Source organism: Enterobacter cloacae complex sp. 677-3DZ2D5B (assembly GCF_004136695.1).
Lineage (GTDB): Bacteria > Pseudomonadota > Gammaproteobacteria > Enterobacterales > Enterobacteriaceae > Enterobacter > Enterobacter hormaechei_C.
Map to the genome: position 1 here is coordinate 703,892 of NZ_QFLS01000001.1, position 17,911 is coordinate 721,802.

The following is a 17,911-nucleotide window of genomic DNA, read 5'->3' on the forward strand; positions in this document are numbered from 1 at the left end:
CTACGAAGCACATAAGAAAAAAATGTGATAAAACTTTCCAGACACAACGCAAACGATTTCACACTATTCTCATTAGGGTCGACAGCAATGATCCCACAGATTTCTCAGGCACCGGGCGTCGTTCAGCTGGTGCTTAATTTTTTGCAGGCACTGGAGCAACAGGGTTTTACAGGTGACACCGCTACCGATTATGCCGACAGGCTGACGATGGCGACCGATAACAGTATTTACCAGCTTCTTCCCGATGCCGTCGTTTTCCCGCGCTCTACCGCCGATGTGGCGCTCATCGCCCGTCTGGCATCGCAGGAGCGTTTCAGCTCCCTGGTCTTCACCCCGCGTGGCGGCGGGACGGGTACCAATGGGCAGGCGCTGAACCAGGGCATCATCATTGATATGTCCCGCTATATGAACCGCATCATTGAGATCAACCCGGAAGAGGGGTGGGTGCGTGTGGAAGCGGGGGTGATCAAAGATCAGTTGAATCAGTTTTTGAAACCTTACGGCTATTTTTTTGCGCCGGAGCTTTCCACCAGTAACCGCGCGACCATTGGCGGGATGATCAACACCGATGCCTCGGGGCAGGGCTCACTGGTCTACGGCAAAACCTCCGACCATGTTATGGGTGTGCGGGCGGTGCTGCTGGGGGGCGATATCCTCGATACCCAACCGATGGCGATCGAGCTGGCCGAAACGCTGGCAAAAGAGAGCACCACCAGCGGACGGATTTATCGCACCGTGCTGGAGCGCTGCCGCGAAAATCGCGAGCTGATCCTTGACAAATTCCCGAAGCTAAACCGCTTCCTGACGGGCTACGATCTGCGACATGTCTTCAATGACGATATGAGCCAGTTTGATCTTACCCGCGTACTGACCGGGTCAGAAGGGACGCTGGCCTTCATCACCGAAGCGCGTCTGGATATCACCCGGTTGCCAAAGGTGCGCCGTCTGGTGAACGTCAAATACAACTCCTTTGACTCCGCGCTGCGTAATGCACCGTTTATGGTGGAGGCGCGGGCGCTGTCGGTGGAAACCGTCGATTCAAAAGTCCTGAACCTGGCCCGGGAGGATATTGTCTGGCATTCGGTGAGCGAACTGATTACCGACGTGCCGGATAAAGAGATGCTCGGCCTGAACATCGTCGAGTTCGCCGGGGATGACGCAGAGCTGATTGAGAGCCAGGTAAGCACGCTCTGCCAGCGTCTGGACGAGCTGATTGCGCAGGGGGAAGGCGGCGTCATTGGCTGGCAGCTGTGTAACGATCTCTCCGGCATCGAGCGAATCTACGCGATGCGTAAAAAGGCGGTGGGGCTGCTCGGCAACGCGAAAGGGGCGGCGAAGCCGATTCCGTTTGCGGAAGATACCTGCGTGCCGCCGGAACATCTGGCGGATTATATCGTGGAGTTTCGCGCGCTGCTCGACGGCCATGGTCTGAGCTATGGCATGTTCGGGCACGTTGACGCGGGCGTGCTGCACGTGCGCCCGGCGCTGGACATGTGCGATCCGCAGCAGGAGATCCTGATGAAGGCGATCTCCGACGAGGTCGTGGCCCTCACGGCCAAATACGGCGGTTTGCTGTGGGGCGAGCACGGCAAGGGGTTCCGCGCCGAGTACAGCCCGGCCTTTTTTGGCGAACAGCTCTACGCCGAGCTGCGTAAGGTGAAGGCCGCGTTCGATCCTGATAACCGCCTCAATCCGGGAAAAATCTGCCCGCCGGAGGGCGTTGATGCGCCGATGTTGCAGGTGGATGCCGTTAAGCGCGGCACCTATGACCGCCAAATTCCGATTGCGGTACGCGCTTCCTGGCGCGGCGCGATGGAGTGTAACGGCAACGGGCTGTGCTTTAACTTCGATGTGAAAAGCCCGATGTGTCCGTCGATGAAAATCACCAGCAACCGCATCCACTCCCCAAAAGGGCGTGCCACGCTGGTGCGCGAATGGCTGCGCCTGCTGGCCGACCGCGGCGTTGACCCGCTCAAGCTGGAACAGGAGCTGCCGGAAAAACGCGCGAGCCTGCGCGGGCTTATCGAACGCACCCGCAACAGCTGGCATGCGAACAAAGGCGAATACGATTTCTCGCATGAGGTGAAAGAGGCGATGTCCGGCTGCCTGGCGTGTAAGGCGTGTTCAACCCAGTGCCCAATTAAAATTGACGTACCGGAATTCCGTTCCCGCTTCCTCCAGCTGTACCACACGCGTTATCTACGCCCGATGCGCGATCATCTGGTAGCGACGGTGGAGAGTTACGCGCCGCTGATGGCCCGTGCGCCAAAAACCTTTAACTTCTTTATCAACCAGCCACTGGTGCGAAAACTGTCTGAAAAACATATCGGCATGGTGGATCTGCCGCTGCTGTCGGTGCCATCGCTCCAGCGTCGGCTGGTGGGGCACCGCTCGGCGAATATGACCCTGGAACAACTGGAAGCATTAAGCCCTGAGCAGAAAGCGAAGGTGGTGCTGGTGGTGCAGGATCCGTTTACCAGCTATTACGATGCGCAGGTGGTGACCGATTTTGTCCGACTGGCCGAGAAAATCGGCTACCAGCCGGTGGTGCTGCCGTTCTCGCCGAACGGCAAGGCGCAGCACATTAAAGGCTTCCTCACCCGCTTTGCGAAAACCGCGCAGAAAACTTCAGATTTTCTGAATCGCGTGGCGCAGCTCGGCATGCCGATGGTGGGCGTCGATCCGGCGCTGGTGCTCTGTTACCGGGACGAATATAAGCAGACGCTCGGCGATAAGCGCGGTGATTTTCAGGTCTTACTGGTACACGAGTGGCTGCCTGCGGTGCTGACGCAAACGCCCCCTCAGGAGGTCAGCGGAGAATCCTGGTACCTGTTTGGGCACTGCACCGAAGTGACGGCGCTGCCGACGGCGCCTGCCCAGTGGGCTTCTATCTTCGCCCGGTTTGGCGCGAAGCTGGAAAGCGTCAACGTGGGCTGCTGCGGTATGGCCGGAACCTACGGCCATGAAGTCAAAAACCACGCTAATTCGCTCGGCATTTACGAGCTGTCGTGGCATCAGGCGATGCAGCGCCTGCCACGCAACCGCTGTCTGGCGACGGGCTACTCCTGCCGCAGCCAGGTGAAACGGGTGGAAGGTAACGGCGTTCGCCATCCATTGCAGGCTTTACTGGAGATTATCGGATGATCTGGAAACGTGCGGTCACGCTGGAGGCCTTAAATGCCATGGGCGCGGAGAACATGGTCGGTTTGCTGGACATCCAGTTCACGCGCATTGGCGACAACGAACTGGAAGCGACGATGCCGGTAGACTGCCGTACTCATCAACCGTTTGGCCTGTTACACGGCGGCGCGTCCGTCGTGCTGGCCGAAACGCTGGGATCGGTGGCGGGCTACCTGTGTACGGAAGGAGAGCAGAAGGTGGTGGGTCTGGAGGTCAATGCCAACCACATCCGCTCCGTTCGCAGCGGGCGCGTGCGCGGCGTCTGCCGGGCGCTGCATGCTGGAAGCCGCCATCAGGTGTGGCAAATTGATATCCTGGACGAGCAGGATCGCCTGTGTTGTTCATCAAGGCTGACGACGGCCGTTGTGTAAAGTTTCCGGATGTCTTGCTTTTGGTCAAAAATTAGCCGCCTGATTGTGATATACTGGTCACGTTTTGAACATAAGCGAGGACATCATGGATACTGAAATAACCCCAACACAGCTGGCAATTGAATATTTACGTCGCGATAAAAGCAATCTGTCTCCCGCGCAGTACCTGAAAAAGCTGAAACAGCTTGAGCTGGAATTTACGGATTTGCTGGCGCTCTCTTCAAACGAACTGAAAGAAGAGATCTACTTTGCCTGGCGGTTGGGCGTTCACGTCCATTAAGCAGTGAAGAAAAGGCCGCAAGCGCGGCCTTTTTTGTGTCTGACAGTCAGTATCTGGCAGGCAGTTTATTAATTTTAATCAGCCGGCCTTCTTCCATTTCGATGAACCCGCCCGTTTTCAGGTCAGCCAGGATCCGCATTACGCCGCTGCGGGAAAGCTGGGTTTTATCCCTGATATACCTTTCCGCCGTCACGCTACGTCGGTAGCTGTCATCTTCCTGCATCAGCAGCACGAGCTGCTGGCGAATCATCTCGTACGCGGTTGGCGCGCCTTTCGGCATGACGTTGTGATAAAGCCGGTTATAGACAAACATCAGATGATTAGAAAGCAGCCCCCACAGCGCCTTCTCTTTGATAATTTCAGCCACCCGCTCGGTCGTGAGCACACCAATCAGGCAAGGCGTTACCGTTCGAAGGTAGTCGGTAAAATAGATGTCCGTCAGGTTAGCGAGGCCAAACAGGGCGGGACTGCGCGCCGTCGAAAGCATCATGTCGTCGCTTCTTCTGTATATTGCGACCGTGCCGTCAAGAATTAAATAACACATGCTCTGCCCGTTTACCTGGAGATTAAGTTGCTCGCCGGGATCGGTTTTATGCGTGGTGCAGTGCGGCTGTAAATGAGAAATCAGTTCCTGAGCATAGGGAGATCCGCGATGCGATGGTTTGTCAGAAGACATAGAGTTAACCTGGAAAGAGACTGTACTCTCTATAGTGTCGCTCTTCTTTTCCACCTTCTCCAGAGATAAATACAGCCTCAGTATTTACGGGGTAAGTGATGGATCTCTACTAGAACGCCACGCTCCATGGTGATGTATTTCCCCGTCCGCAACTCCGCGAGGATCCGCATAATGCCACTGCGTGAAAGATAGGTGCGGCTTTTGATATAGGCTGCGGCGGTAATGTTTTGTCTAATGGCTTCCGGCTCCTGCATCAACTCAACCAGCTGAAAGCGGATAATGTCATAAGCCGACATTTGCGATATCTGGGCGCAATGTTCGTAAACGCGCGATGCGGTATAGATCAGCAGGTTTGAGAAGTGCTCCCATAAATTCTGTTGTGCGACAACATGATTGAAACGCGCCAGCGAAACGCTGGCCACCTCTGAGGTTTCCAGCGCTCTGACGTACAGGTGCTCAGACGATAACTGGCTGCTCACGCCGAGTATAAATGGCGCAGATTCAGAATTTAAGACGATACCGTCCCCGCGACGGTGCAACGCCACGCTGCCATGCAACAGTAAAAAGCATTGACGGGTATCGCCGGAGCAATAATGGATAATTTCTCCTCTGGCAATAATGCCTCTCTCCGCATGCGGCAAAACATTATCGATTATTTTTTCAATGTGCTTAAAAGGCTTAGCGCCGAGCACTGTTGATTTATCAATTTCTGACTCAGGCGCGAATCGGGTATTCATTTGAGACCTCACTGACTGATGCGATCATTTTTTGATCGGCATAAAGAATTATCTTAAAAAACAGCAGGTCAGGGAATGTTTGCAGCGAGTCTAATTATAGACTTATCTTTTTTTAAGCGTTAATTAATTGAAATTGCAACTTTTTTTGTTCAGGTCTAAAAGTAGACTGTGGACATTATTCTTAAGCTATTTCCGAGTGAATATGTTTTTTATTTGTTAAAAGAGGGTCTACAGCTAGACCTCAAAATTGATTGTATGCGGAAAAGGAGTTGTATAAATTTTGACTCGTCGGAAGGGGGTTAATTTCTGCAACTGAATGTCGGTAATAAATAGAGTAATACGGGATATAAAATTATGAATAAAAAATTGATGATGGCAATGTTAGCGGCAGGTTCTGTACTCACTATGACCAATGCATTGGCAGCGGCCGGTACCGTTAATTTTAACGGAAATATTCTGGATTCTGCCTGCGACGTTGATGTGGCATCCCAGAATCAGGTGGTGGTATTGGGCGATTATTATAAAACGGAATTCCCGACAACCGGGGCGAGAACGGCTGCGACGCAGTTTAATATTATTTTGAAAAACTGTCCGGTAACGGTCACCAATGCAAAAGTCCGTTTTGATGGCACGCCGGATTTAACCAACGCCAGCCTGCTGGCGATTGATACGTCCGTGGCGGGAGCGGCTACCGGGGTGGCGATTAACCTGATGACGGCAGATAAAGCCGATCTGCCGCTGCACGGCAGCAACAGCTATACCTACGCACTCAGCAGTACGGCTGATAATACGCTGAGCTTCTACGCGCAGTATATTTCCACCGCGGCATCCGTTACCGCGGGCCCGGCTAACTCGGTCGCGAACTTCTCTGTGGTGTACAACTAAGTCAATGGCAGTAATTAGCAGGGGGCCGCCTGGCCCCTTGTTTTATGAGGTAAAAAAATGCGTTTTATCACCACAACGGGCCTGGTTATGGCGCTGTTACCGCTGACGTTAACATCCGCCAGTGCAGGAGTAATTATTGGCGGCACCCGTGTTATTTTTGATGGGGCTAAAAAAGAAGCGTCAATAAATATTACGAATCCTGATAACGGTCCTTATTTAATTCAGTCGTGGATAGATGTTCAGGATGAACAATCGGGTAAAACGCCTTTTATTATTACTCCTCCGCTGTATCGGCTGGACGGCGGACAAAAAACCTCGAGCGTATTGTCATGACAGGCTCTCTGCCTCAAGGGCAGGAGAGTTTATTCTGGCTGAACATCAAAGCTATTCCGTCAGCCTCTAAGCAGATGAACTCGCTGCAAATTGCCGTCAAAACGCGCATCAAATTAATTTATCGACCAGAGGCTCTTCGTGCGTCTACCCCCGAGGAGCAGGCCAATAAATTAACCTGGCGTCGTGCGGGAAATACCCTTCTGGTTAATAATCCAACGCCGTACGTTATCAATTTCAATGAAATTACGTTGGGTAATAAGAAACTTGACGATGTCACGTATGTGATGCCTTCGGGCACAGCCCGTTTCCCGTTACCGAATGGAACCAGTGGCAATACGCTGACGTTTAAAGTCATTAACGATTATGGCAGCCCTGGTGAATTACACCGGGCCAGTTTGTGATCCTTACGCGTTAATCAGGTGCTCGTCATGACAACGGCATTGAATACAATGCAGCCTGCGCGCCTGGCAATATTTATTGCCCTCGCGCTTGCTGGTGTCTCTCCCACACTGTATGCCAGTGAGACGTTTAATACGGAACTGGTAGAGCTGGATAATCCCGGAATGGGGAAAGCGGATTTATCTGCCTTTGAATCCGGCTCGCAGGCGCCCGGGACATACCATGTTGATATTATTCTTGACGATCGGCTGCTGGAAACGCGGGATATTCGTTTCATGGCAGTGAAGGATGCTAACGGCAGTGAAACGTTGCAGCCGTGCCTGAGTATCGGGCAGTTAAAAGCGTGGGGCGTGAAAACGGCGCTTTTCCCGCAGCTCGACGCCGCGGAAGAAGAATGCGCCGATCTCAGGGCGATTCCACAGGCCAGCGCGGATTTCCAGTTTGGCGCCCAGCGCCTGGCGATCAGCATCCCACAGGCGGCCATAGACCTGCCAGCGAGAGGTTACGTTCCGCCGGATATGTGGGATGAAGGCATTACCGCGGCCATGCTCAACTACAGCCTGAGCGGGGCAAACAGCCGGGCAAGAAGCGGGGCAGGCACCCGCAGCGACAGCCAGTATGCAAACCTGCGGCCGGGGATCAACGTCGGTCCCTGGCGGTTACGCAACTACACCACCTGGTCCCGCGATGCGTCCGGCCAGGATAAGTGGGACAACGTCTACACCTTGATTCAGCGCGCGATTATTCCCCTGCAAGCCCAGCTTACGCTCGGAGACAGTTCCGCGCCTGCCGATGTCTTTGACAGCATGCCGTTTCGCGGCGTCCAGCTGGCGTCCGACGACGATATGCTGCCGGATTCCCTGAAAGGCTATGCGCCGGTGGTGCGCGGTATTGCGCGAACTAACGCGCAGGTCGTGGTGCGTCAGAATGGCTATCAAATCTACCAAAGCTACGTGGCGCCGGGCGCGTTTGAGATCGCGGATATGTATCCCACCGGCGGCGCGGGCGATCTTGATGTGACGATCGTCGAAGCTGATGGCAGTGAGCAACATTTCACCCTGCCGTACGCTTCGCTGCCGGTCCTGCAACGGGAGGGACGCCTGAAATATGCCCTTACCGCCGGGCAGTATCGCTCGTATAACCGTAGCGTGGAGAAAACCTCCTTCGGGCAACTGACCGGAATTTACGGCCTCCCGCACGGCATCACGCTTTATGGCGGCGTTCAGGGGGCAGATAAGTACCAGTCAGCGGCTCTGGGGGTGGGCAAGAACATGGGCGATCTCGGGGCAGTATCCGCAGACGTCACTCAGGGCTGGTCAACGCCGGAACATACCGCGAAAACAAGCGGTCAGTCGTGGCGGGCCCGATACAGCAAGAATTTTATCACTACCGGGACGAACTTTTCGATTGCCGGGTATCGCTACTCGACCCGCGGCTATTACGGGATGCAGGACGTCCTCGATTCGTACGGCGACAGCAGCGCGCTTCAGGACAGGCGGCGTAACCGTGCCGAGCTGACGATGAGCCAGACGCTGGGGGACAATCTGGGCGCGCTTACCCTCAGTGCGGCGCGGGAAGATTACTGGAATGACGGTAAGTCGATGGCTTCGTGGAGCGTCGGCTATAGCAACTACTGGCACAACATCAGCTATGGCCTGACATGGACCTACAGCAAAAATGTCCGCTCAGCGTCCGAGACCCGCGACAGCCAAAAAAACGCTGACCACGACCAGCTTCTGGCGTTCAACGTCAGCATTCCGCTGGATAAATTTTTGCCGCAGACATGGGCTAACTATGGCATGAACGCCAGCAGCAATAACGGGACGACGCATAACGTCGGCCTGAACGGAGTGGCGCTTGAGAATCGTGCCCTGAACTGGAACGTCCAGCAGGGATACGGCACAGAGGGCGTGGGCTATACCGGCAACGTGAACGCGGATTACAAAGGCACCTATGGCGAAGTCACGGCAGGTTATGGTTATGACAAAAACAGTGAACGCCTGAATTACGGGCTGCAAGGCGGCATTCTCGCCCATGCTGATGGCATCACGCTTTCCCAGCCGCTGGGGGAGACCAGCGTCCTAATCAAAGCCCCTGGCGCCCACGACGTGGATATCCGCAATCAGCCCGGTGTACGGACAGATTTTCGCGGATATACGGTCGTGAGCAACCTTTCTGTCTACCGGAAAAACGATCTCACCCTCGACCCGGAAAATATGCCGGACGATGTCGAGCTGGAGATCAACACCCGCACGGTGACGCCGACGCGGGGAGCGGTGGTGAGAGCCGATTATCTGCCGAAGTCAGGACGCCGGGTGCTGATGACCCTGACCGACAACGATCGCGCCGTTCCGTTTGGGGCGGTGGTCACCCTTGTGGGTGATGACAGCGGCAGTTTTATTGTCGGCGATCGCGGTCAGGTCTATTTAACCGGGATGCGCGAGCAGGGAACGTTAGTCGCCACATGGGGAAGTCAGGCCAGCCAGCAATGCCGCGCTGATTTCACGCTGCCGAATCACTCAACGTACGGTGGGATCGCTGATATACGCGCCACCTGCCGTCAGGAACGCTAACATGAAATGTCTTAAGACGATGCTGCTGCTCTGTTTGCTCGCGGCGGCAAATATGGCTCGGGCCGGTACCTGCACCACCATCACCCCGCAGCTTTCCACCCTGTCCGTGGGGACGATCAACGTGCAGCGCGATGCGCCTGTCGGCACGGTAGTATTTTCCGGCGCGGCGTCAGCCACAGGCTCCTATCTTACCGGGTGTACGAATCCGCTGATGCTGGGATTCAGCATGCGCTACAACGGCGCCACGTTGAGCAGCTACGGCAACCATGTCTACAACACGAACGTCAGCGGGATAGGAATACGCTTTTCTTCCAACGGCTATTTTGAAAACCCGAGCAATACGTTCTCGTACAATGCGCAGACCTCCTATGTGGACTGGTACGGCGGGAGGATTGAGCTGGTGGTGACGGGTCCGGTCTCATCGGGGGCATTAACGCCGGGTGTGATTGGCGTCGTGACGCTTCAGGGAAGCGACGGCCTCTACCGTGACGGTCTGACCACGCAGCTCACCTCCGGCACCATCAATGCTCTGGCGTGCACGGTGAATACGGCCCAGCTGACGTTTCCTATAGGGGATATTCCCGCTTCGGCGTTCGGCTCCACGGTGGGCACCACGCCAGCGGGAGCACAGAACACGCAAAACCTGGGCCTGACCTGCGCCGCCGGAACCAATATTACGGTCTCGCTCAGTGGAATACAGAATCCGGACAGCGCCAATACCAGCGTGATGGCCTTAACCGGGCAGGGAAATGCCGGCACTGCAAAAGGGGTGGGGGTGCAGCTAATCTATAACGGTGCACCGCTGGCGATGAACAGCCGACTATTTTTGCGACAGTCTGCCGGGGGGCAAGAGACGTTGCCATTAACGGCCCGATATTACCAGACGTTAACCCGCGTGGAGTCAGGTTCAGCGAATGCCTCCGCCACCCTGAATTTGACCTACCAGTAGCAGGTAAGAAGATGAAAATAAGATGCAGGACACTGCTGTTACTTGCCTTACTCAGCGGGAAGGTATGCTCCGCTGATAGCGTCAACATCGGTGTGACGGGAAATATCGTGGCGTCGCCATGCATATTTAATGGCGGCAATAACAATCTCGATGTCTATCTGGGCAATATTCAGGCAACCAATATGGCGACGCCGGGCTCAACATCGGATCCGGTGCCTTTCAGTCTGCTGTTTACCCAGTGCCCAACGGGAACGCAGAGTGTGACCGTCGCTTTCACCGGCAGCCCCGATCCTGAGGCGGGCGCGGACTATTTTATGAACAGCGGTTCGGCCACACATGTGGCGATAGCCATGCGCGATGCCCAAACCGGTGCGCTTAAAGGAACAGGCTCCAGCATGACCCAGACCATTGCCGCGGACAGAACCGCGACATTAGCTATGCTGGCCTCGGTAAAATCCATGACGGGGGGCGCCACGCCGGGAAGCATCCGCGCGGTTGTGGTGATGACGATGCAGTACAACTGAATGCCGGTGATAAGCCTTTTTTAAAGACGTTGGTGTGAACTATGTTAAATATTCTGATTCAGGAAACGGATCTGTTTTTTCAGGCTGGGCTACAGAGCTTTTTCGAAGATTTTTTTAAGCATAACTTTCATCGCTCCATCACTTTTCACCTGGCGCTGACCAATGAAAACGTCAGCCAGGCCGATATTATTGTTCTTTCATTATGTCAGGGGGAAACGCTGACCTGTTTTCCGGAGTTACTGGCCCGACAAAAAGGAATTGTGATAGGTCTCGTCGACGATGAGCTGCGCTTTTCGGCGCTGCCTTCCTGCTTTCAGGACATTATTTTTCTTCCTCGCCGGGCATCGCTTGATCGTATTAGCGGCGTTCTGTTTATTGCGTGGTTCACGACGCAATTACCGGGTTACACCTGGAATAAAAAGACCTGTTTCGACTGCCAGCATAAAGGGTTATCCCGGCAACAAATTCGTATTCTGGTCAATTTTTACCGAGGGCTGTCGGTAGTGCAGACCGCTCAGGCGCTGGAGATGAGCGAAAAAACGGTCTTTACCCATAAATATATGATGATGCAAAAATTTAATCTGCGAAGCGATTACGAGCTGATCGTACTGTTGAGAAGGCTGATGGAGAAAAAGAGCCGGCCGAACCTGCTTCGCGATTACCTGGAAAATAATTATGCACAACAAATAGCCTGAAACGGCAGCGGATAGCTGGCCGGGCAGCGATAGCCGCCACCCGGCAAGCATTTAAACGTTAACCGCAGCGATCAACCGCGTCTTCATGGTCTGGTACGCGGAAGCCGCAAAATCCTCCGCCCAGCGCTGGTCCTCGATTGCCTCAAGCTGCACGGCGCAATACTTCGTTTCCGGCGTTCTGGAGATCGGGTCGAGATTATCCTGCGTCAGCTCATTACAGGCGCCAATCCACCACTGGTAGGTCATATAGATTGCTCCCGCATTGATGCGCTCGCTGATGCTGGCGCGGGTGATCACTTTACCCCGGCGTGAACGTACCCAGACCAGCTGGCCTTCGGCAATCCCCCGTTCATCCGCGTCGGCCGGGTTAATTTGCACCCGGCCCGGCTCGTCGGCCAGGCTTTGCAGCGCGGCGCAGTTCCCGGTCATGGAGCGGCAGGAGTAGTGGCCCACCTCGCGGACCGTACAGAGCACCAGCGGGAAATCCGCATCCGGGATTTCCGCTGGCGCGCGCCACGGTGCGGCAAAGAGCTGCCCTTTACCGCTCGGGGTATCGAACTGATTATCTTTGTACAGGTACGGCGTACCGGGATGATCCAGCGTCGGGCACGGCCATTGAACGTGACCCATCTCGCCCATTTTTTCGTAGGTCACGCCGTAGAAGAGGGGGCACAGCTCGCGCATTTCGTCCCAGATCTGCTGGTTATCCTCGTAATGCATGGGATAGCCCATTTCCGTGGCCAGCAGGCTGATGATCTCCCAGTCGCGCCTGACATTGCCGCTGGACTCAATGGCTTTGCCGAAACGCTGAAAGCCGCGATCGGCACAGGTGAACACACCGGCGTGTTCTCCCCATGAGGTGGCAGGGAGCAGCACGTCAGCCAGCTCTGCCGTTTTGGTCATAAAGATGTCCTGAACCACCACAAAATCGAGCGCCTCAAAGCCGCGGCGGACCAGACCCAGATCGGCTTCTGTCTGAAGCGGATCTTCCCCCATGATGTAATACGCTTTGATCTTACCTTCCAGCGCGAGATGCGGCACTTCGGTGATACGCGTTCCGACGCGATCGTCCATCCGGTTGACATTGATTTTCCACGCATCGGCAAATTTCAGTCTGACCGCCGGATCAGTGACGTCCTGGTAGCCGGGGAACATATTGGGCAGAACACCCATATCGCAGGCGCCCTGAACGTTATTTTGCCCGCGAACCGGCCCCACGCCGACGGCAGGGCGGCCCAGATTGCCGGTCAGCAGTGCCAGGCTGGAGAGACCTTTCACCACATCGACCGCCTGACCAAACTGCGTGACGCCCATACCCCACATCACCGTTGCTGAAGGCGCCGCTGCGAACATGCGAATTGCCTGACGAACATCCCGCGCGGGGATCCCCGTCAGATGTTCAACCTGCTCGGGTGCGTAATCTTTTACCGTCAGTCGGTACGCCTCAAGCCCTTCTGTAAAGCGAGCAACGTAGTTTTTGTCGTACAATTCCTCTTCAAGCAGGACATAGCCAAAGGCATTGACCAGCGCCATGTTACTGCCATTTTTTAACTGAAGATGAAGATCGGCAATGCGTGCCGTTTCAATATGACGCGGATCGCAGACAATGATTTTAGCGCCATTTTCACGTGCTTTAAGCACGCGTCGGGCGACGATGGGGTGAGAGTCGGCGCAGTTATAGCCGAATACCAGCAGGCATTTTGAGTTTTCAATATCGTTAATGGAATTGCTCATGGCGCCGTTGCCGAGGGTCTCCTGTAAACCGGCAACGGACGGACCGTGACAGACGCGGGCGCAGCAGTCGACGTTGTTAGTATTCAACACCGCACGGGCAAATTTTTGCATCACATAGTTGGTCTCATTGCCCGTTCCCCGCGAGGAACCCGTGGTCATAATGGACCGAGGGCCGTACTGTTCTTTGATGCTTTTAAGCCTGTAAGCGGTATAGCGAATGGCCTCTTCCCAGGTAACAGGGGTAAAGGCCTCGCCTTTGCTGTAGCGGATCATGGGCTGCGTCAGGCGGGGGGTAAGCAGCCGAGTATCATTAAGAAAGTCCCAGCCGTAGAACCCTTTCAGGCAAAGCGTGCCCTGATTAGTTACGCCATCAGCGGCTTCGGCACGGATAATCCGGTTATTTTTAACGACGAGGTTAAGTTTGCAGCCTGCACCGCAGTAGGGGCAGACGCTGGCGATTTTTTTCATCAATAACAGACCTGTTAAGAAATGAAGCAATGTTTACTGGAAAGCCCAGTCCCTTAGCGGACTAAGCAGGATCCATGCCAAATTCGGCGTGCTTGATTAACAGGGCGTTAGGGGAGAGAGGGCGTGTCATCGTCAGTCCGTTCGTCAGAATTGACGATGACACGCTATCCGAAGAGATGGGAAGAGTGAGGCGTTAAAGATCGTCCATGGTGTAACCGACGACAATTTCCAGCGTCTTGCGGATCACATCCGCCTTAACGACATCATCGGTGGATTCCAGCGTCTGGATCAGCCAGAGAATGATCGCTTTGTTGGTCAGATGACCTTCGGAAGCAAGAACACAACGAACCGCAGTCGAAAAAATGGCAGACTCTTCAGCAAAGCGATCGCCTGCGTGACGGAAATACTCCGACAACGCGCTATCTAAAAAGGCGGAGTGGTATTCGGGTTGAAGCTGAATATTTTGTCTCATTTGTTCTCACCGTAGCTGTAAAGTTGTAGTCAATGTATCTTTTTGGGATCGGACGGTTTTCCATTTCCAAATAACGGCACTACATTGTCTCGGTTATTTTTGAGAGATCCCTCTCTCTGAATTCGTCCTTGTGCGGTTCTGCGACCTTTAAAAGCGACCGTGCCAGAGCTGATTTCAGCTATCACCCTCGCTAATGTCTCCCGCCGCTGGGGATCCGTCTCACAGGCTTGCATGTTACGCAGACGCTGAACCAATCCCTCGGTCGTTACAGGACCGCGCTCCTTCAAAAGTGAAAGAGCGGCTTCTCCAATAAGCTGGTCGATCAGTCTGTCCGCATCACTGCTGTTCATAACATTAACGTTCGAAGAGCAGGCCAAGAAGCATGTGATAATGATGCTCCTCTTCCGGGCCATTGGCCTTTTCAAGGCGACTTAACAGTTTTGTGCAGAGCGATTTGCGATTCAGATTCCGCCCGTCGCTAAGGATTTCAACAACAACCTGACCCAATGTTTCCTGTTGGGTTGGAAGCGCGGCTTTTTCGAAGTACTGCGCAATTGCTGTTGCTGTGTCTGCGAGGTGTCCGTTCTGCTGCATGTTTCGCTCCTGTAAATTTTCGTAATCAGTAACGTTACATTTAAGGTATACATAATTTTCAAATCTGTACATTAAAAATGTACAATTTTTTAAATATTTTATAATATATTTGATAAAGTATATATTTATCATATGGTTATATGTATACAGCTTACTGCTAAATTCACAAAATATATTGTACAATTCGAAGTGGCGTTGCAGAGTTGTACAAGCCCGGAAAAGGCGCAAAGAAGTCATGTAAATTGTTGAGATGTAAATTATTTATTGGGTAATTAATGTGCTATAACAGAGTTCTCCCCACGTGTTTTCGTGGTCACCCCCTCAATCTTCAGGATTAGCATGCTCACAACCATTATTTACCGCAGTCATATCTGCGAGGACGTTCCAGTGAAAGCGCTGGAAGACATGGTCGCTGCTGCAAATTGTAGAAATCGCCAGTTCGATGTGACGGGGATTTTGCTGTTTAACGGCACACACTTCTTTCAGTTACTTGAAGGGCCCGCTGATAACGTTAAGGAGATCTATCAGCTCATCTGCCGTGACCCACGGCATCACAACGTGGTCGAATTATTAAGCGATCACGGGCCTTCAAGACGTTTTGGCAACGTAGGTATGGAGCTCTTTGACCTTCGTCAGTACGACACCGACGAAGTGCTACAAAAGGTACTCGATAAAGGCACAACCCGCTATCAGCTGACCTATAACGATCGCGCCCTACAATTTTTCCGCACCTTCGTTGAGGCCACTGAAAAAGCCAACTACTTTGAGCTGCCTCCGGCTGACGCCTGGGAGTTTGTCACCGAAAACACGCCATTATCCTCCCAGCCAACGGTAGTGGCAAAGGGCGCGGACTGTAGTTTCGCATTTCAACCTATCGTCGATCCGTTTATGCAGCAGGTGGTTTCCTGGGAAGCCCTGATCCGCACGCCGTCCGGTGAGTCCCCGGAAAGCTACTTTGCCAACCTGTCGCGTGAGGCGCTGTACGAATCGGATCTGAAGAGTAAGCAGGTGGCTTTGTCGATGGCCAGCGCGCTGGGCCTACAGACTCAAACGTTGTCCATTAATCTGTTGCCGATGACGCTGGTCAATGTTCCTGGCGCCGTCGATTTTTTACTGACGGCAATTGAGGCGAACGGTTTTGTGCCGGAGCAAATTGTGGTCGAGTTCACCGAGAGCGAGGCGATCTCGCGCTTCGAAGAGTTCACCAGCGCGGTCAGACAGCTTAAAAGCGCCGGGATCAGCGTGGCCATCGATCACTTTGGCGCGGGATTCGCCGGTCTGCAACTGCTGGCCCAGTTCCAGCCGGACAGAATCAAGATCAACCGTGATTTGATTGCTAACGTGCACAAGAGCGGCCCGCGTCAGGCAATCATTCAGTCAATCATTAAATGCTGCGCCTCCCTGGAAATTCTGTTCTGTGCGGTAGGCGTAGAGCTAGCTGAAGAGTGGATGTGGCTGGAATCTGCCGGGATTTCTCAGTTCCAGGGTCACCTTTTCGCCAGCCCGCGTCTGGGGGGCATTCCGGCGATTGCCTGGCCCGAGAAAAAGTACGATTTATAAAAAACCTGTACGTAACTGTTAAAAGTGACCTGTACGTACGGCTAAATTTATACAACAATATATTAACGAGTGAGTGGTTCTTTGAGCCATTCACTTGTCTCAGAACGAGGAGTTAGTTATACAAATGATTTGTACAATCTGATAAGGTTGGTTTGGTTAGGTATGGAAGTATTGTGCGTGAGGGAGTTAATGGCCTATTACAGTATCGGCGAAGTGGCCGAACGATGCGGTATCAACCCCGTTACGTTGCGTGCCTGGCAGCGCCGTTATGGATTGTTGAAGCCGCAGCGAAGCGAAGGGGGCCATCGTCAGTTTGACGATGAAGATATCCTGCGTATCGAAGAGATCAAACGCCTGATGAAAACGGGTGTTTCGGTCGGTAAAGTAAAAGCGCTTCTTGAAAATACAGAAGTGATGACTCAGGGGAACTGGGCATCGTTTCAGGAAGAGATGTTAACCGTTCTGCGCTATGCCAGCCCGGCAAAACTGCGCGCCAAAATCGGCGAGTTCCGCCGTGACCATGCGATGGATGTTCTGATAGATAACATCATCACCCCTGTGCGGCAGCGAATGAACCAGGACCAGAATACGGTGCGTCACATGGCGAGCCTGCTGGACGGTGTCCTGATTGAGTTTGCCGTTGCAAGCCTGGGTGAGTCGCGAAAAAAAGCAGGTAAGGATGCGCTGCTGATTGGGTGGGAGTGCGACGACCGTACGCATTTGTGGCTGGAAGCGGCCCGTCTTGCCTACAAAGGCTGGCATATCGACGTGCTGGCTGAGCCGATTGATTCTCCGCGTCCGGAACTCTTCCCCGGGCAAAAAATCTTCGTCTGGACCGGTAAAGCGCCTACGCCTCGTCAACAGGAGCAGCTCGACCACTGGCGTGAACAGGGTTTCGCCGTTTCGATCCATCACTGATGTTAAGGGGGCCAACGGTAAACCGCCAGCGCGGGTTTTTAGCCTTCTGGCGATACGACAGGGGTATCCGCGAAGATGCATAGCATCAGTACCCCTGTCATATCGTCGGTTTATTCCATCATCAGGTTGTCTGAAATATTCATGCTGGCCACGGATTCAACTTTCCACGCGCCATCTTCCTTGACCATGCAGTCAATCACGGTGTGATCCCGCTTTTTCCCGAATGAGATATAAACCTGCATACAGGCGGCATCGTAATCCAGCGCCCGCGCACTGACGATGTCCCAGTCATCTTCATATCCCTGAGCCTTGATGAACATATCGACGTCAGGCACGTCATATTCTTCTGGATCCAGCTTATCTATGGCTTTGAGTTTGCTGATGGTTTCGCGGGTTACATATGGCCTCAGCGCTTCATAGTTTTTCAGGGGCTCTTTCCCGGTAATAATTTGCGAGATGTACCACTTATTAAACTGAAGGGCAGCGGATACCTCAGGGGGTAACTTCTGTGCAGCGGATGCGAGAGTGGGCAGAAGCAGGAGCGCCAGGATTATTTTTTTCAT

Annotated in this window: 17 protein-coding genes and 1 pseudogene; 11 read left to right on the plus strand and 7 right to left on the minus strand. The window is 53.8% G+C overall.

Annotated elements, in window-relative coordinates; genetic code table 11:
- Positions 1 to 87: 87 nt before the first annotated feature.
- The 3 genes from DD597_RS03510 (at position 88) to DD597_RS03520 (ending at position 3,831) form a co-directional block, all read left to right on the plus strand.
- Positions 88 to 3,144: an FAD-binding and (Fe-S)-binding domain-containing protein gene (locus tag DD597_RS03510; protein ID WP_129255955.1), complete on the plus strand. Its 3,057-nt coding sequence runs from the start codon at positions 88 to 90 to the stop codon at positions 3,142 to 3,144.
- Positions 3,141 to 3,551 carry a 1,4-dihydroxy-2-naphthoyl-CoA hydrolase gene (menI, locus tag DD597_RS03515; protein WP_003857767.1) on the plus strand — a complete coding sequence of 137 codons (411 nt, stop codon included), beginning with the start codon at positions 3,141 to 3,143 and terminating at the stop codon, positions 3,549 to 3,551. The genes DD597_RS03510 and menI overlap by 4 nt, the downstream gene beginning before the upstream one ends.
- Before the next feature lie 85 nt (positions 3,552 to 3,636).
- On the plus strand, positions 3,637 to 3,831 hold the full coding sequence (locus DD597_RS03520; RefSeq protein ID WP_003857766.1) for a YdiH family protein: 195 nt from the start codon (positions 3,637 to 3,639) through the stop codon (positions 3,829 to 3,831).
- A 46-nt stretch (positions 3,832 to 3,877) separates the two neighbouring features.
- On the opposite strand, the gene DD597_RS03525 is transcribed toward DD597_RS03520, so the two are convergent.
- A complete protein-coding gene (locus tag DD597_RS03525) occupies positions 3,878 to 4,507 on the minus strand; it encodes a helix-turn-helix domain-containing protein (protein ID WP_032658193.1) in 630 nt (209 codons plus the stop codon).
- A 77-nt stretch (positions 4,508 to 4,584) separates the two neighbouring features.
- The gene (locus DD597_RS03530) at positions 4,585 to 5,244 is read right to left on the minus strand and encodes a winged helix-turn-helix transcriptional regulator (protein ID WP_003857763.1); all 660 of its coding nucleotides are present in this window, start codon (positions 5,242 to 5,244) and stop codon (positions 4,585 to 4,587) included.
- A 354-nt stretch (positions 5,245 to 5,598) separates the two neighbouring features.
- Here DD597_RS03530 and DD597_RS03535 point away from each other — a divergent pair, with 354 nt between their 5' ends.
- The 6 genes and pseudogenes from DD597_RS03535 to DD597_RS03560 all read left to right on the plus strand — a co-directional run bounded on the left by DD597_RS03535 (position 5,599) and on the right by DD597_RS03560 (position 11,602).
- Positions 5,599 to 6,129, plus strand: coding sequence for a fimbrial protein (locus DD597_RS03535; RefSeq protein ID WP_022650915.1), 531 nt, complete (start codon positions 5,599 to 5,601; stop codon positions 6,127 to 6,129).
- Between the two features lie 57 nt (positions 6,130 to 6,186).
- Positions 6,187 to 6,863 (plus strand): annotated as a pseudogene (locus tag DD597_RS03540) (molecular chaperone).
- A 27-nt stretch (positions 6,864 to 6,890) separates the two neighbouring features.
- Positions 6,891 to 9,434 carry a fimbria/pilus outer membrane usher protein gene (locus DD597_RS03545; protein ID WP_129255956.1) on the plus strand — a complete coding sequence of 848 codons (2,544 nt, stop codon included), beginning with the start codon at positions 6,891 to 6,893 and terminating at the stop codon, positions 9,432 to 9,434.
- A 1-nt stretch (position 9,435) separates the two neighbouring features.
- On the plus strand, positions 9,436 to 10,383 hold the full coding sequence (locus DD597_RS03550; protein WP_110108340.1) for a fimbrial protein: 948 nt from the start codon (positions 9,436 to 9,438) through the stop codon (positions 10,381 to 10,383).
- An 11-nt stretch (positions 10,384 to 10,394) separates the two neighbouring features.
- Positions 10,395 to 10,907 (plus strand): fimbrial protein, encoded by a 513-nt coding sequence (locus DD597_RS03555; RefSeq protein WP_129255957.1) that lies wholly within the window; start codon positions 10,395 to 10,397, stop codon positions 10,905 to 10,907.
- A 41-nt stretch (positions 10,908 to 10,948) separates the two neighbouring features.
- Entirely contained in the window at positions 10,949 to 11,602 is a 654-nt protein-coding gene (locus DD597_RS03560; protein WP_023324523.1) for a LuxR C-terminal-related transcriptional regulator, read from the plus strand.
- A 51-nt stretch (positions 11,603 to 11,653) separates the two neighbouring features.
- Here DD597_RS03560 and fdhF read toward each other — a convergent pair whose 3' ends face one another.
- From fdhF to ycgZ, 4 genes are all read right to left on the minus strand, one after another.
- Positions 11,654 to 13,804 (minus strand): formate dehydrogenase subunit alpha, encoded by a 2,151-nt coding sequence (gene fdhF, locus DD597_RS03565; RefSeq protein WP_063401521.1) that lies wholly within the window; start codon positions 13,802 to 13,804, stop codon positions 11,654 to 11,656.
- Between the two features lie 193 nt (positions 13,805 to 13,997).
- Entirely contained in the window at positions 13,998 to 14,276 is a 279-nt protein-coding gene (locus DD597_RS03570) for a biofilm/acid-resistance regulator YmgB/AriR (protein WP_003857748.1), read from the minus strand.
- Positions 14,277 to 14,305: 29 nt separating this feature from the next.
- Positions 14,306 to 14,626 carry a hypothetical protein gene (locus DD597_RS03575; protein ID WP_032658210.1) on the minus strand — a complete coding sequence of 107 codons (321 nt, stop codon included), beginning with the start codon at positions 14,624 to 14,626 and terminating at the stop codon, positions 14,306 to 14,308.
- A 4-nt stretch (positions 14,627 to 14,630) separates the two neighbouring features.
- Complete coding sequence (gene ycgZ, locus DD597_RS03580; RefSeq protein ID WP_003857747.1) at positions 14,631 to 14,870, minus strand: regulatory protein YcgZ; 240 nt, start codon at positions 14,868 to 14,870, stop codon at positions 14,631 to 14,633.
- A gap of 339 nt (positions 14,871 to 15,209) precedes the next feature.
- On the opposite strand from ycgZ, the gene DD597_RS03585 reads away from it, so the two are divergent.
- Together DD597_RS03585 and DD597_RS03590 are read left to right on the plus strand one after the other, a co-directional pair.
- Entirely contained in the window at positions 15,210 to 16,430 is a 1,221-nt protein-coding gene (locus DD597_RS03585; protein ID WP_003857746.1) for a diguanylate phosphodiesterase, read from the plus strand.
- 189 nt (positions 16,431 to 16,619) lie between these two features.
- Positions 16,620 to 17,348 carry a MerR family transcriptional regulator gene (locus DD597_RS03590; RefSeq protein ID WP_003857744.1) on the plus strand — a complete coding sequence of 243 codons (729 nt, stop codon included), beginning with the start codon at positions 16,620 to 16,622 and terminating at the stop codon, positions 17,346 to 17,348.
- Between the two features lie 110 nt (positions 17,349 to 17,458).
- On the opposite strand, the gene DD597_RS03595 is transcribed toward DD597_RS03590, so the two are convergent.
- The gene (locus DD597_RS03595) at positions 17,459 to 17,911 is read right to left on the minus strand and encodes a DUF3828 domain-containing protein (protein WP_048208803.1); all 453 of its coding nucleotides are present in this window, start codon (positions 17,909 to 17,911) and stop codon (positions 17,459 to 17,461) included.